We start from the raw sequence: 13,371 nt of genomic DNA on the forward strand, positions 1-13,371 counted from the left end.
ACCCTATTGGCCCGAATTCCAGGAGAGAAATGAATGCATAAACACCACGAAGGCGGTTGCGAATGTGGCGCGGTTCGATATGTGATATCAGGTGATCCAGTTGTGATCTATGCCTGCCATTGCACAATTTGCCAAACGCAATCCGGTAGTGCTTTTGGCTTGGCCATGCGTGTTCATTTAGAAGATTTTACGATCTCGGACGGGAAACTGAAGTCCTTCCAGAGGACAGCGGAAAGCGGGCAGGTTTTCACAAACTCATTTTGTCCTGAATGCGGTACACGCATTCACCATCATGCCAGCAAGGCACCCAATCATCTGAGCCTGAAGCCTGGCACGCTTGATGATACGAGCTGGCTGCAACCTACCCACCATGTTTTTGCACGAAGCGCACAACCCTGGTTCATCTTTCCCAAGAACGCTCAAGTCTTTGATACAGTGCCTCCGGATCGCTCTTGGCTGGCAGGTGGCGAGTGATTGACTACCTTGGTCGCTAGAAGATGATGACGGCTTACCTGAATTCCAGGCCAAAAACCTGCCAAAACCCATTCTATTTCGCCGGGGGTTTTTGACCGGGTTATGCGTTTGATTTGTCGTGGGGTGGAGCAGGGCGGCAAAAACGACCGACTGAAAATGGTGACTAATTTAGGTCTGATGTGCGGGACAATGCCGACATTCACTCTGTTCTTGGCTCTGGTAAATGCCCAAAGCTGATTGCCAAACGGTTCCAAGCATTCATCTGGGCAATAATAAGCGTCAGATCGACAATTTGTTGTTCAGAGAAATGGTCTGATAGCGCATCGTAGAGAGCTTTCGGCGCTCCATTCTCCGCCACCTTTGTAACCGCCTCCGCCCAAGCGAGCGCCGCTTTCTCAGCGTCGTCAAAGAACGTCACTTCCCGCCAAACTGTCAGGCAATCAAGTCGTTGCTGTGTCTCACCAGCTCGCCGCGCCTCACTGGTATGCAAGTCGACACAATATGCGCAGCCGTTGATCTGTGATATTCGAAGCTCAATGATTGCCCTTAGCTTGCCGTCTATAGACGGCATATCTTTCTTTGCTTTCGCCATGCTCGCGATGGCGGGACCGTTGATTGACACATAGTCGAGCCGTTCAATCATTCTCTACTCCAATTTGTTCCTTGCAGCATGTCATCTTTGATTGAGACTGACCAGTCAGGCTTGTTCCGACCGGGTCGAGCTGAGAGCGGCCTTTCAATCTGGTGTCCGTAAGGGGATCGATCAGCGGACAATTTCTCGCCGTGGCAACCCTTCAACAAAACTGGCTCAAAGCGTGTCTCATATAAATGGTACGATATAAATTGCACTGAAGGGGCCTTATTCGTACAGTTCGACCATGAACGCTACACTTATCGGATACGCCCGCTGCTCCACCGACAGCCAAGACCTGAAAGCGCAGAAACAGACGCTCGAAGATTTGGGGGTCGCCCCAGATCGCATCTACACAGACCATGGGCTGACCGGCACGAACCGGGCGCGGCCAGGGTTGGATCAAGCCATCGCCGCTGTGCGGGAAGGTGACACTCTTGTTGTTCCAAAGCTTGACCGGTTGGCCCGATCTGTCCCCGATGCCCGTGCCATCGCGGATCAGCTTCAAGACAAAGGCGTCAAGCTGGCCCTCGGTGCATCCGTCTATGATCCAACCGATCCAATGGGAAAGATGTTCTTCAACATCCTCGCCACTTTCGCAGAGTTCGAGGCCGACCTGATCCGGATGCGGACCCGTGAAGGCATGGCCATCGCCCGAGCAAAGGGAAAATTGCGCGGGAAACAACCAAAGCTAAGTGACAAGCAGCAGAAAGAACTCTGCCGCATGCATGGAACCGGGGAATATTCCATCAGCGATCTGGCCGAAGTGTTTTCTGTATCTCGGCCGACCGTCTACAGAACACTGAAACGGCACCAGACCTGACCTTCGTTGCGCCATGATCGAACTGAAATGACGCGGACAAAGCACCATTTCGCTGCAGCTGCGCCAATGTCTGCTTCCATTCAATGCCCCGGAAGGAAATGGTTTGGACCATCCCTCGACCGTCCGATTGCACGGTTAGACTACATATTGGGCAGGCGAAGCCTGAAGTATTCGCCACTGATTGGTAGCAGCATGCGCAACAAGTTCTGCGTTCGATCCGACAACAACCGGAGTGCCAACGGAATTTAGCATTGGCAAGTCTGATATGTCATCGCCAAATGCCTTGCAGTCTGCTGGGTCAACACCTTGTTCGTTGAGAAAAGTTCGGATTGCTTTTGCTTTGCCCATTCCAATTGTCTGGGGCGTTCCGATTTCGCCTGTAAAGCAACCGTTTGCTCCCAATTCCATTTTGGTCGCGAGAATCCAGTCAACACCAAGGTGATTTGCAATTGGATTAAGCAAGGCTCTAAATGATCCAGATACAAAAACCGGTTCGACGCCTTGTGCCTTGAGATTTCGGAGTTCTGCCACAGACTCTACCATAAAGAAACGTTCCGGGACGGCGAGCCAAGCAGATGCCCAGGCGGTCGCTGCTTCGCCAAGCTCTTCTGGTCGAATGGCGGCAAAGTAACGATAGTACTCCCGGTTAAGAACTTCGCGCGTCGCGTCAATGCTACGCATTCGGGCAAAATCAGTCTCGAACTCCCGCAGGCTCGCAGGATCGCCCCGCCAATCCACAGTCCAGAACTGGTAGAAATCGAACATGCTTTTCACCGAGATCAAGGTGTCGTCGACATCAAAAAAGGCGAATTTGTTCACTTTCCGTCCTCCTCATAGGCCTTCCTACGACTCAGAGTTGGGAAATCGGGATGCGAACCTACCACTCCGGCATCTGCCCAACGGGTGGGCTCGACCTCAGTGAGGAAGACGCTGATCTTGTCCAGCGGTATACCGGTCACGCGGTGCATGGCTGCTGTTACCTCTTGAAGAAGCACTGTAGCTTTTTGTTGGTCTTCCATCTTGAAAGTCGAGATCTGAACGACTGGCATGAATTGTCCTTTCTGATCGGAAATACGGGACTAGGCCCGCGTCTGGAGATCTTGAAACATTGGTTTTGGGAATTTGAGCTGCGCATGGATGTCGCCACCCAAACCATAGCGGCCAATCGCGCCGCCATGGCTCATTTGGCTGCTCATCCAAAGCACGACCACGTTGATAACGCGGTTTCCATCAGGGCGGTCCGGCCCAGGAAAAGGATCGGGCAGAGCGGCTTCAAAAGTTGCCGCCCCAGAGCTGTCGGTCACGAACACATTTGGTACACCCAGTGGCCCGGGTCGTGTAGGGCCCGCGGGATCAAGATCGTGCTCACGCAGTGTCATAATCGTATAGAGTGCTCGCGGCAGCAAATTGGCGAACTCGAAGGTAAAGCGTGCAATGCGTGCTTCATCTTCGAGTGTAATGCGAAGCTTTCCTTGAGCTTGAATCCAGTCGTGTAGTTTCACCGGGCGTTGGAGCTGCCGGCCATGTTCAGGACGAAGGTCTGGGATGGGTGCTTCGTGAAACGGATAGCTTGGCCGCACATCGCTGTTCGCATCAGGATATTGCTGAGGCGCGAACACCATTGGGTAGTTGTTACAAGGCAACGGCAACGGCAATGTATGAAGCACTTTGTCGGCAAGGTGCTGCGGCAACGGAATGTCGGGCGAAAAAAGCTCCAGGATCTTGTACGGCGCCTTTTCACCGAAATCTGGCACCGTACTTTCGGGCGAGACGATAGCGCCCGTCCAATTCGTTTCGACACGGTCATCAATAGAATGGTTTATCGCGCCAATAACAATGAAATTGCCATCTTCGTCCATAATCTCACTCGGAGGATAAAGGTTCCTGTCGTCACTGACAGGTCGTAGGTTGTTTGTTTCATATCAGTTCGGTTTGGTTACGCCCGGCGCACCCGAAAGGTGCGCCGAGCAAATGGTCGGTTTAGGCAGCGCGGGCAGAAGCTTCAGAGTTTGTACTTGCGAGCGCACATTTTGCGGCGTCGAGCGCCAGTGTGGCTTCTTTTTCCGAGATGACCTGATGCGAATAGACGGTGAAGGCATAGCCAACGCGCGTGCGTGGCTCACCGCCTTGGATAAAGTCCATTTCGACCTGATATTTGTGGCGCCGTTCGTTCACGTCGCTCGACAAAACCCGATACTCAATATGTGCAGGTAAAGGGAAAACGAACCCATTGAACTCGGTTGTCATGGACGTGATGACAAAATAGGTCTTCTCTTCCATGTCAGTCAGCAGATATTTTTCAGTCACGGCGAGGAAAGATTGTCGCGCGGCTTCAACCAATAACATTCCCTGTATGTGCTGACCTGTCTGATGATCGCCCATCAGCTCACACCCGTGGTCGATTCGAAGATCCAGGGAATAGGTGTCTTCAGCGACTTTTGTCGGGCTACCGATCAATGTATTGCAAGATTTTCGTTTATGCGAAAATTCTGCGTCTGCGCGATCAGACAGATTTCGAAACAGAGTCGTATCCCATCTGCTGCCTGCCGGGTCTTGTACCGTGATCTGCTGGAGGAGATCGGCAATCTCAAGATCAGAAAGACCCTGGCCGGGCAGCAATCGCATCGGGCCTGACAGCATGTGTTCGGGCAAAGACAACATTGCGCGAAGTTGGCTCAGCGTCACTGCGGGTTTGTCCGATGTGAACTCCGTGAATTCGTCGGCAACAACGATCAGTGTGCCGAAGGTCAAGATTTTATCGGTCATAGCAAGTCTCCAGAATAAGTTGTGATTAATCTTCTCATCACCCGATTCAGGCTGCGAGTTTGGCGGTGTCCGCGTAGATTTTTGTATAGAGACCGTTGGTACCGCCGGTGATGTAACGATCACCGGCCTGCTGCACGATGGTACTGTAGCGCTCGGAGGAAAAGACTGCGGTATATGTTGCGGGGTCCACAGAAAAACCTGAAACAAACATAACGCCGGGTTGGCCGCTGATGACCGAATGATAGGCAAGAAAACTGTCCACCGTATCGGCATTGCGGACGACGTCAAAGATTGTCTCGTCGCGCCACTTGAGATAGGCGGCGTGCTCTTCGGGCTTTACTTCTACATGCCGTAATTGGATGTAAGGCGTGTCCGGCAGCATGCCGCCGCATTGTTTGGGCGCCTCGACGAAATCAAGCATCTCGCGGCGGATATCGCCACTTAAGTATTTTGCAAAATCAATTGCCACAGTGCCCAGCCGCCCACGCAACGCATTGAGTGCTTCCGCCGCATCCAGCTGTTCCAGCGTGACCACCTCGTCAGCTTCGAGCGCAACCAAGGTGCGACCGTCAACCATCGGCGCCAATGCGGCCGCGAGGTTCGATGCAGCGCCGGGCTTCGCGGGGTAGCGCGAAATCAATAGAAGTTCTGCGGACATATCCATCTCCTTGTTTCATGACGCTGGAGAGGACTGGCCAGTTTGGGGGGGAGCTATGCTGCCAGCCTACACCTCAGCGTTGTGTGAACAGAGATAGTGTTTTCCCAATTTGGAATCATTGGAGAATAATGCAAACGGGTTTTCCATTATCGGAAAATCTAGGAAGTCGCCGTCAGTTGTTGCTCAGGCCTCAGTATCCACGAAGACGCGCCCGACTGGAGACCACCAGATCGCTAAGAAAGTCCGCAAGGGCGCGCGTTCGGCGTGATTGCGCCAAATCGGACTGAAGCACCAGATATATCGGCTGATCGATTCCAATATCGGAGTCAATGCAGGTCAGATTTGCATCCTTGGCCAGGAAATGCGGTAGGACGGCCAGGCCCAAGCCGGCCGCTGCGGCCGATACCTGTGTCGAGAGCGAAGTCGTGATGATCGCCGGCGACCGGCCGCGGAGCACGCGTTCAACCCATTGTGCAGCAGGCAGATGGGCCTGCATCTCGCCCCAAGCAATGAATGCATCCATCTCGTAGCTGCCGCGATCCGTGCTGACTTGACGGGCTTTGACATAGTCGCTGCTTGCGTAGAGCCCATAGCCAAGGGTGCCCAGACGCTTGAGGGTGACGTTGCCGCGTTGCGGTTTGACCATGCGCAGCGCAAGATCGGCGTCACGGCGATGTACGTTAACGGTCGTGATATCGGTCACGACCTCGACCATTAAGCCGGGATGTCTGGAACGGAACTCGGGCAGCGCGGGAATAATCAATCCACTTGCAAGGTTTTCTGCAGTCGCCAAGCGGACCTTACCGGCCAACTGCGCTTGCTGCCTTGCGCCACTGCTCAGCGCCAGGGCCGCCGCCTCCATCGCCTCAGCTTTTTCGATAAGATCAGTGCCATCTTCGGTCAGCTGGTAACCCGTCTGATGCCGGACGAACAGGGGAACGTCCAACGCCTCTTCCAGCCGGTTTATCCGACGTGAAAGTGTGGCAATGCCGATGTTCAAGGCGCTGGCTGCCATGCTGAGCGTGCCATGCCGCGCCACGGCCAGAAAGGCCCGAGTGTCATCCCAGACCAACCCTTTAACATCATGCTTTCCGATTATGGAAATCTCGTTGCCATTATTCGGTAGTTTTTCCATTCATGACGTATGCCATGCTCGTCTCCTGATATTCAAGGAGGTCTATCATGCAAAAACGTAAACTTGGGCAGGACCTTGAGGTATCGGCCATCGGTCTTGGGTGTATGGGGATGAGCGAGTTCTACGGGCCACGCGATGATGCTGAATCACTGGACGTTCTGGCGCACGCCGTAGAGCTCGGGATCGACTTTTTCGACACTGCCGATATGTATGGGCCGCATCACAATGAAGAGCTTATCGGGACATTTCTGCATGAAAGCGGTGCAGATGTGCGTGTGGCCACGAAGTTCGGAATCGTCCGCAATCCCGGTGAATACAAGCGCAGCCTGAACAATCGCGCGGACTATGCCCGCGCTGCCTGCGACGGGTCCCTGCGTCGATTGGGGGTCGATCACATAGACCTCTACTACGTGCACCGAGTAAATGCGGAACAGCCGATTGAGGCAACGATGGAAGGTTTGGCGAAACTGGTCCAAGAGGGTAAGATCTCTCATATCGGCCTGTGTGAAGTCAGCGCAGAGACATTGCGAAAAGCGCATGCGATACATCCTGTCACCGCAGTCCAAACAGAGTTTTCCCTCTGGTCGCGGCAAGCTGAAGCTTCGATCCTGCCTACCTGCCGTGAACTGGGCGTAGGCTTCGTGCCCTACTCGCCGCTTGGCCGCGGCTTCCTGACCGGGCGGTTCCAATCTACCAACGAACTTGAAGAGGATGATTTTCGAGCTTCACTGCCACGCTTTGCCGAAGAGGCTATCGATCAAAACCTCCGCATCGCCGACGTGATCGCTGATATGGCTACCGAAAAGGGCTGCACCTCCGCGCAGCTCTCGCTCGCCTGGCTCTTGGCGAAAGGGGATGACATCGTCCCGATCCCGGGAACCAAGCGTCGACAATACCTGAGCGAGAATGCTGGTGCCGCATCGGTTGAACTGACGACGCAGGATTGTATCCGGCTCGAAAGTGCGGTCGCGCGGGTACCTGTGGTTGGCGAGCGCTACACTCCAGAAGGTATGAAGGGAGTGGACGCATGACCAACAGCCCACATGATACTGACCGCCGAACACGCGCCTTAGCCTTGCTCGAGCGGCTGGAAGCGGGCGCGCCCGCACGTGTGACCGCCAATCTCGATGCGTTCGATGTCGATGCAACCGAACTAATTCTCGGGTTCTCTTTCGCTGACGTGGTTGGTCGGGATGGAATAGATATCAGAACCCGCGAAATGCTGACGGTAGCGATGCTCGGGGCCAAAGGTACAGCACCCGGCCAACTAGATTTTCACATACGCGCAGCGATGAATTGCGGCGTGAGCCGGCAGGAAATTGTCGAGATCATTTATCAAATCGCAGTTTACGCGGGTGTACCCGCGGCGATGAACGCCATCGCCTCAGCCCGGAAGGCGTTTGAGGCGCTCGAAACCTCATCGTAGAAACGGAGTTCACAAACTATGCCCCAAGACGTTCAGCGCGCCGATTACCGCGCTTGGCTGGCTATTGCCGCACTCGGTACTGGCAGCTTTTCCATTGTAACCGCTGAGCTCGCGCCGATTGGGCTTCTCTCCCAGATAGGCGGCGATCTGGGAGTGCCTACCGGACAGGTCGGCCTGATCGTGACGCTCTATGCCTGGATTGCCGCGGTCGCTGCAATCGCGTCTGCGGTCTGGCTCGGTTCCGTACCGCGGCGACCGCTGCTGATCGGGTTAATGACAGTCCTCGCAGCATCAGGATTTGCGGCGAGCCTGTCGGAGAGCTTTGCGTGGCTTATGGGGGCTCGGGTTCTGGGCGCTATCGCCCATGGCGCATTTTGGGCAATGATTGGAACACTCGGAGCTCAGATCGTACCGGCCCGCCAGGTGGGTCTGGCGACCTCCATCATCTTCGGTGGTGTGTCAGTCGCTAGTGTGCTGGGCGTACCGTTTGCCAATTTGGTCGGCATCGAGGCAGGCTGGCGTATCGCATTCCTGGCCATTGGCATGCTGTCGTTAGGCATAGCGCTCGCGATGTGGATCACCGTGCCAACGGTGCAGGGCACCGGCAATGTAGGAGTGCGACCGCTGATCCGTATCTTGTCAAATAGCCGTTTCCAAAGAATTTTTGCGGCCACGCTTTTTGCCGTCACAGCACACTTCATGGCATATACCTACATCGAACCCTTTCTTACGGGGGCAGAGGAGGTTTCGATCCGGGCGGTCGCGCCTTTGCTATTCACCTTTGGAGCCGCTGGCATCGCAGCAAATATGGTGACCGGCGCACTGATCGATACGTGGCTCAAAATGATTGTGATGGTCTCACTGCTTCTGGCCTGCGGAGCGCTAAGTGCGTTGACTCTCTTCGGAGCCAGCATCGGCACAATGGGAATTGCCCTGGTACTTATCATCTGGGGTGGCGCGATCGCCGCAATCCTTGTGGGTCTGCAGACCTGGGTTTTGAAGGAAGCAGGCGCAGATGCCCTCCAGGCATCGGCTATCTATGTTGCGCTGTTCAACGGCGCAATTGGTCTCGGGGCGGCACTCGGGGCGGGTCTGCTTGAGACCACTGGCCTATCCAGCCTATTCCTTTGCGCTGCAGTGTTGGTTTGCGTCGGCTTCATATCAATTGCGGCGCTTCGCGAACCTCAAACGACCCCGGCTGAATAAGTCAGCATCTGCTGTCGCAAGACTGATCATCACGAATGACGACATGAGGATTTCTTTATGTGTAGAATGTTTGGTGTGTTGGGAGCAGGAGAAGGGTATTCGCCCCTTTCAGCTTTGCATCGGCTTGTACCTGGTGGTCCAGATGAGCAAAATCTTCGCTGGGGAGATGGTTGGGTGCTGGGCCATACTCGTCTGGCCATCAACGGTGTCCTGAACGGAAGCCAGCCCTATACTTCCCCAGGCTTGCACGGCCTGTTCGTTGGGGAAATCTACAATTACAAAGAGCTGGCAAGCCGGTTCGGGATTTCTCTTTCAACGTCAGGTACAGACGGAGAAGTCATTCTGCCGCTCTTCGCAAAATTTGGTCCCGACTTTGTCCGACACCTTGAGGGCATGTTCTCTATTGCCGTCATGGATGTTCGAGATGTTACCTCGCTCTACCTCTACACGGATAGCTGTGCGATCAAGCCCGTCTATTACGTGCAAAAACAAGACACCTTGGGCTTTGCATCGGAGATCGAGGGGCTGCCGAATTTTAAAGACGATGACAGGGAGATCCATGCCAGCGCCTTTGATCGGTATGGTGCTTATCGCGCCATGTTGGGGCGACAGACCATTTTTCCGAACGTCAAGGTGTTGGAGCCAGGGACGTATCTGACCTTCCGGAACGGCAAAACGGAGGTCAATGAATACACTCCGAATGCAGTCTTTTTTGCCGAGGGCGCAGCTACAGCGAGGGATTTCGAGCAAGACTTTGGTCTAGGCGTCAAAAAAACACTCATGACGGATGTCCCGGTCTGTACAACTTTGTCTGGCGGACTTGATTCAAGCTTGGTTGCAACACTGGCGTCCAAAGACCCCAGAATGACCCATGCTTACAACGTGTGGTATCAGGGCAACTGGAAAGAAGACGAGACCGCCTACGCTCGGGAAGTAGCGGCCGCCTCAGGTCTCGAATACCAGCAAGTTACGGTTCGGCATGATCGCTTCCCCGATCAGATTCAGGCAATGTGTCGGTCTCTGAGCCAACCAAATGCAGCCGCGCATTGTCTCAGCACGTTTGCGCTCTACGAAGCCATCGGCAAGGCAGGGTTCAAAGTCGCCTTGGTTGGAGAAGGTGCCGACGACTTCTTTGGCGGCTATGATCGCATGTACGACATCGCAGTGAGCGACGGTGACGATGTCGCGATCAATTCTTACGTGTCAGATTTGGCGGCAATCAAACCGGATCTTCGAACGCATCTCGTCACTAACGACGCGCGAAACGATAGGCTCGGCGAAGAATTCACCGATTTCCTACACAGCCTGCCAGGTGATAGCCTTATCCGAAAGGTATTGCACTTCGAAGCGCACCACCGGTTGCCTTACTACATTCTGCATCGAGTCGACGCGCTCAGTATGGCGAATTCCGTCGAAGCACGAGTGCCGTTCTGCTTGCCTTCGGTCTATCGCCATGCGCTTTTTGCCAAGGACAGTGACCTCATTGGGGCCGGCCGAAGAAAGGCACCTATCTATCGGGCCGGATCATCTGTGCTGCCAGCCAGCGTCATCAACAGACCCAAACAGCCCTTCTTGTTGCCAATCGCGGGTATGTTCCAGCCAGGCTATCCCGTGTATGAGCTGCTGATGGACACTATTGCGACACCGACCGTGACGGCACCCATCGTCAACATCACAGCGCTGCGCGAGATGGTCGAGCGCAATCAGCGGTCTCCGTCCAACAAACTCGGAAACACCATCTGGGCGTGGTTGATCTTCGAACTCTGGGGACAGGAGCACAATGTTCGAATTGGATGAACGGCAACAGTCTGTCGCCTTAATGGTTCTCTGTCCCATTAGCCTGGCGCTGATGGGGTACGCCGTAAAAATGAGTAGCCAGCTGCCCGTGGCATTGGTTTTGCTGGCCCGGTTTGGCATTTCCGCGCTTGTCTATTCCGCATGGCTTGGGATTCGAGGCTTCAACTTTCGCAAAATTCGACCGTCGAGACATATCTTGAGAACGGCACTCGGCTTTTCCTCGGTCGCCTGTTTGTTTGGTTCGATCTCGTTGATTCCATTGTCAACGGCCCTCTGCCTTTCCTACACGGTGCCAATTTTCTCTTATGTGATTTCTGTCTGCATAGGGCAGATCATAGCCGATTTTCGGTTTCTCTATGTCACCGGGGCCGTGGCGGCAATTGCGATGATCGTGCAGCCCTCTGCCGATGTCAGCCCGTTAGGGGCGCTACTGGGGCTTGCCTCAGCGTTCTTTGGCGCCTTGGCTCTGTTCGAGATCAAGAGAATTTCCAGCACGGAAGGCTCGGATGCAATTCTTGTGATGTATTTTCTCTACTCAACACTTGCATTGCTTCTGTTCTCTTTCCTCGCCACTGATATCAACGGTCTGCAACACAACATTGCGGTATCGGCCCCTGCTTTGATCGGCGTGGGGTTGTTTGGATTGCTTTACCAGTTCAGTCTTGTCGGCTCCCTGAAATTAGCGTCCGTAGCGACAGTCTCGCTCGCCTTGTTGGCGGCGATCGCATTTGGTTATGGCATCGACATCGTGGCCCTCGGGTCACGGGTCAGCACAGGGGCTTTGTTGGGAACCGCACTTTTGGCCGCGTGTATCGGTGCGTATAGTCAATCCAGTCAGAAATAGAGGGTGTTCCGATCAGGATAGCGCCAAACACACACAAGGCGATCCTGATCCAACAGTGGTCGTTCATACAACGCGCAGCATTCCGAAGATTGGGCTCACAGTCAGATTTCGCTGCGCTTTGCTTGACCGGCCGCTTTGTAGAATTCGCAAGGGCATTAAGCGTTCCGATATTTGAGGTCTCCACGCTCAATGCCCTTGCTACCGTTGCTCTCAGATGTTGACCGAAGGTCCACGGTAGATATTTCCGGCAAGATGAACGTCATCCCGGCTGCATCGCCACAACCAGCTCATCCACATGCAGCGCCCTCATTCCCGCCACCTGCGGCCCCTCGATGTCAGCTCGCACTGAATCCCCGATAAACAACACGCTGTCCGGCTCAAGCGCCAACCGCTCCAGAACATGGGCATAGATTTCCGGTTCAGGCTTGATGGCTCCCACTTCATACGAAAACACCTCGACATCCGGCGGATCGGGCAAGGCACGGCGCACAGCCAGACCGAAGGAACTGGCGAGATTGGAACAGATCGCCAGCCGCAACCCTTTGGCCTGCAACAGCCCCCAAATCTCTGACATGCCGGGGCGTATCGTGACAGACGCCACCTCTGACAACTCCCGAGCGTATATATCCAGCGCCATAATCGGATCGGCATCAGCAACATACACGTCCAACCAATCGGCGATGGGTCGCGGTTCCCGCATTAGCCGATGTTTCAGTTCAGCCCGTTTGCTAGGCGGCACTGCTTTGAACAATTGCCGGACCGCACCGCGTTTCTCGGTGATCTCGACCAGCGTTCCGAACGCATCGAAACAAACCGCCTCGATCCCGTCGAAGACGGGCGGCAGGTCAATGACTGAGGCCTGGGTCACGATCTATCTCCCTGTCGATTTCGCGGGTGTTTTCCTTCTCGTCGCCGCGATCCCTCTCTGTTGTGGCAACCATTCCAATGGTGCAGTAAGTACCAACAACAATCCCTAATTTCGCTGCATTGTCAGTCGCACCGCCAGCGACACGAGCATGATCCCCAGCAACCGGTCCAGCCATCGCGCCAGTTTTGGATCACGCCGAAGGCGGCCCGTTATCGCCGCACCACCGAACACAACAAATGGATCAACAAGAGCTGCCACACCAATAATCAGTAGGCCGTGTAGAAGAAGTTGTGCCCACTCTGGACCGGCTCCGGGCACAACGAATTGGGGTAGTATAGAAATAAAGAAAATCGCGACTTTCGGATTCAGCAGGTCAACCAGCACACCTTGCCTGAAGATCGCCAGATTTCCCCTGAGCGGAACCCCCTTATCAGTTGGCAGGTTCATTCCACGCGACAATAGAGAACTTATCCCAAGCCAGAACAGATAGGCTGCACCAACCCATTTTACGATTGTAAAAGCAACGATTGAGGTGGCCAGAATTGCTGAAAGCCCGATTGACGCGAGGATGACGTGCAAAGCAGCGCCAGTCCAGATTCCGGTCATTGCAGCAAACCCGGCCGATCTCCCTCCACGGGCCGATTGCCCCAGAATGAACGCGATGTCCGGACCTGGCGCTATGTTCAGAAGAACGGCCAGAGACAGAAAACTTGTCCAGTGCAGCAGGCTATAGTCAAACATCT

16 protein-coding genes are annotated in these 13,371 nt (G+C 54.6%); 7 read left to right on the forward strand and 9 right to left on the reverse strand.

The window, feature by feature from the left end:
- Positions 1–33 precede the first annotated feature (33 nt).
- Positions 34–474: a GFA family protein gene (locus ACR3EG_RS03360; RefSeq protein WP_480482909.1), complete on the forward strand. Its 441-nt coding sequence runs from the start codon at positions 34–36 to the stop codon at positions 472–474.
- A gap of 199 nt (positions 475–673) precedes the next feature.
- Here the strand turns inward: ACR3EG_RS03360 and ACR3EG_RS03365 are convergent, their stop codons facing one another.
- Positions 674–1,117, reverse strand: coding sequence for a carboxymuconolactone decarboxylase family protein (locus ACR3EG_RS03365; protein ID WP_480482911.1), 444 nt, complete (start codon positions 1,115–1,117; stop codon positions 674–676).
- Positions 1,118–1,352: 235 nt separating this feature from the next.
- On the opposite strand from ACR3EG_RS03365, the gene ACR3EG_RS03370 reads away from it, so the two are divergent.
- Positions 1,353–1,928: a recombinase family protein gene (locus ACR3EG_RS03370; RefSeq protein WP_480482913.1), complete on the forward strand. Its 576-nt coding sequence runs from the start codon at positions 1,353–1,355 to the stop codon at positions 1,926–1,928.
- A gap of 135 nt (positions 1,929–2,063) precedes the next feature.
- Here the strand turns inward: ACR3EG_RS03370 and ACR3EG_RS03375 are convergent, their stop codons facing one another.
- The 6 genes from ACR3EG_RS03375 to ACR3EG_RS03400 form a co-directional block, all read right to left on the reverse strand.
- Entirely contained in the window at positions 2,064–2,747 is a 684-nt protein-coding gene (locus ACR3EG_RS03375) for an HAD family hydrolase (RefSeq protein WP_480482915.1), read from the reverse strand.
- Complete coding sequence (locus tag ACR3EG_RS03380; protein WP_480482917.1) at positions 2,744–2,977, reverse strand: tautomerase family protein; 234 nt, start codon at positions 2,975–2,977, stop codon at positions 2,744–2,746. Before ACR3EG_RS03380 ends, ACR3EG_RS03375 begins: the two co-directional genes overlap by 4 nt.
- A gap of 30 nt (positions 2,978–3,007) precedes the next feature.
- A complete protein-coding gene (locus ACR3EG_RS03385; protein WP_480482919.1) occupies positions 3,008–3,787 on the reverse strand; it encodes a hypothetical protein in 780 nt (259 codons plus the stop codon).
- A 121-nt stretch (positions 3,788–3,908) separates the two neighbouring features.
- Positions 3,909–4,817: an AfsA-related hotdog domain-containing protein gene (locus ACR3EG_RS03390; RefSeq protein WP_480482921.1), complete on the reverse strand. Its 909-nt coding sequence runs from the start codon at positions 4,815–4,817 to the stop codon at positions 3,909–3,911.
- Positions 4,741–5,352 carry a hypothetical protein gene (locus ACR3EG_RS03395; protein WP_480482923.1) on the reverse strand — a complete coding sequence of 204 codons (612 nt, stop codon included), beginning with the start codon at positions 5,350–5,352 and terminating at the stop codon, positions 4,741–4,743. The genes ACR3EG_RS03390 and ACR3EG_RS03395 overlap by 77 nt, the downstream gene beginning before the upstream one ends.
- Before the next feature lie 190 nt (positions 5,353–5,542).
- The gene (locus ACR3EG_RS03400) at positions 5,543–6,487 is read right to left on the reverse strand and encodes a LysR family transcriptional regulator (protein ID WP_480482924.1); all 945 of its coding nucleotides are present in this window, start codon (positions 6,485–6,487) and stop codon (positions 5,543–5,545) included.
- Between the two features lie 47 nt (positions 6,488–6,534).
- On the opposite strand from ACR3EG_RS03400, the gene ACR3EG_RS03405 reads away from it, so the two are divergent.
- The 5 genes from ACR3EG_RS03405 (at position 6,535) to ACR3EG_RS03425 (ending at position 11,760) form a co-directional block, all read left to right on the forward strand.
- Positions 6,535–7,518 (forward strand): aldo/keto reductase, encoded by a 984-nt coding sequence (locus tag ACR3EG_RS03405; RefSeq protein ID WP_480482926.1) that lies wholly within the window; start codon positions 6,535–6,537, stop codon positions 7,516–7,518.
- Complete coding sequence (locus ACR3EG_RS03410; RefSeq protein WP_480482928.1) at positions 7,515–7,913, forward strand: carboxymuconolactone decarboxylase family protein; 399 nt, start codon at positions 7,515–7,517, stop codon at positions 7,911–7,913. The genes ACR3EG_RS03405 and ACR3EG_RS03410 overlap by 4 nt, the downstream gene beginning before the upstream one ends.
- Positions 7,914–7,931: 18 nt before the next feature.
- Positions 7,932–9,119, forward strand: a complete 1,188-nt coding sequence (locus ACR3EG_RS03415; RefSeq protein ID WP_480482930.1) for an MFS transporter — start codon at positions 7,932–7,934, stop codon at positions 9,117–9,119.
- Between the two features lie 66 nt (positions 9,120–9,185).
- On the forward strand, positions 9,186–10,916 hold the full coding sequence (locus tag ACR3EG_RS03420) for an asparagine synthetase B family protein (protein WP_480482932.1): 1,731 nt from the start codon (positions 9,186–9,188) through the stop codon (positions 10,914–10,916).
- Entirely contained in the window at positions 10,900–11,760 is an 861-nt protein-coding gene (locus tag ACR3EG_RS03425; RefSeq protein ID WP_480482933.1) for a hypothetical protein, read from the forward strand. The genes ACR3EG_RS03420 and ACR3EG_RS03425 overlap by 17 nt, the downstream gene beginning before the upstream one ends.
- Positions 11,761–12,019: 259 nt before the next feature.
- On the opposite strand, the gene ACR3EG_RS03430 is transcribed toward ACR3EG_RS03425, so the two are convergent.
- Together ACR3EG_RS03430 and ACR3EG_RS03435 are read right to left on the reverse strand one after the other, a co-directional pair.
- A complete protein-coding gene (locus ACR3EG_RS03430) occupies positions 12,020–12,628 on the reverse strand; it encodes an HAD family hydrolase (RefSeq protein ID WP_480482935.1) in 609 nt (202 codons plus the stop codon).
- Positions 12,629–12,733: 105 nt separating this feature from the next.
- Positions 12,734–13,369, reverse strand: a complete 636-nt coding sequence (locus tag ACR3EG_RS03435) for a LysE family translocator (RefSeq protein ID WP_480482937.1) — start codon at positions 13,367–13,369, stop codon at positions 12,734–12,736.
- Between the last annotated feature and the right edge of the window lie 2 nt (positions 13,370–13,371).

The organism is Ruegeria sp. AM7, from assembly GCF_056535965.1.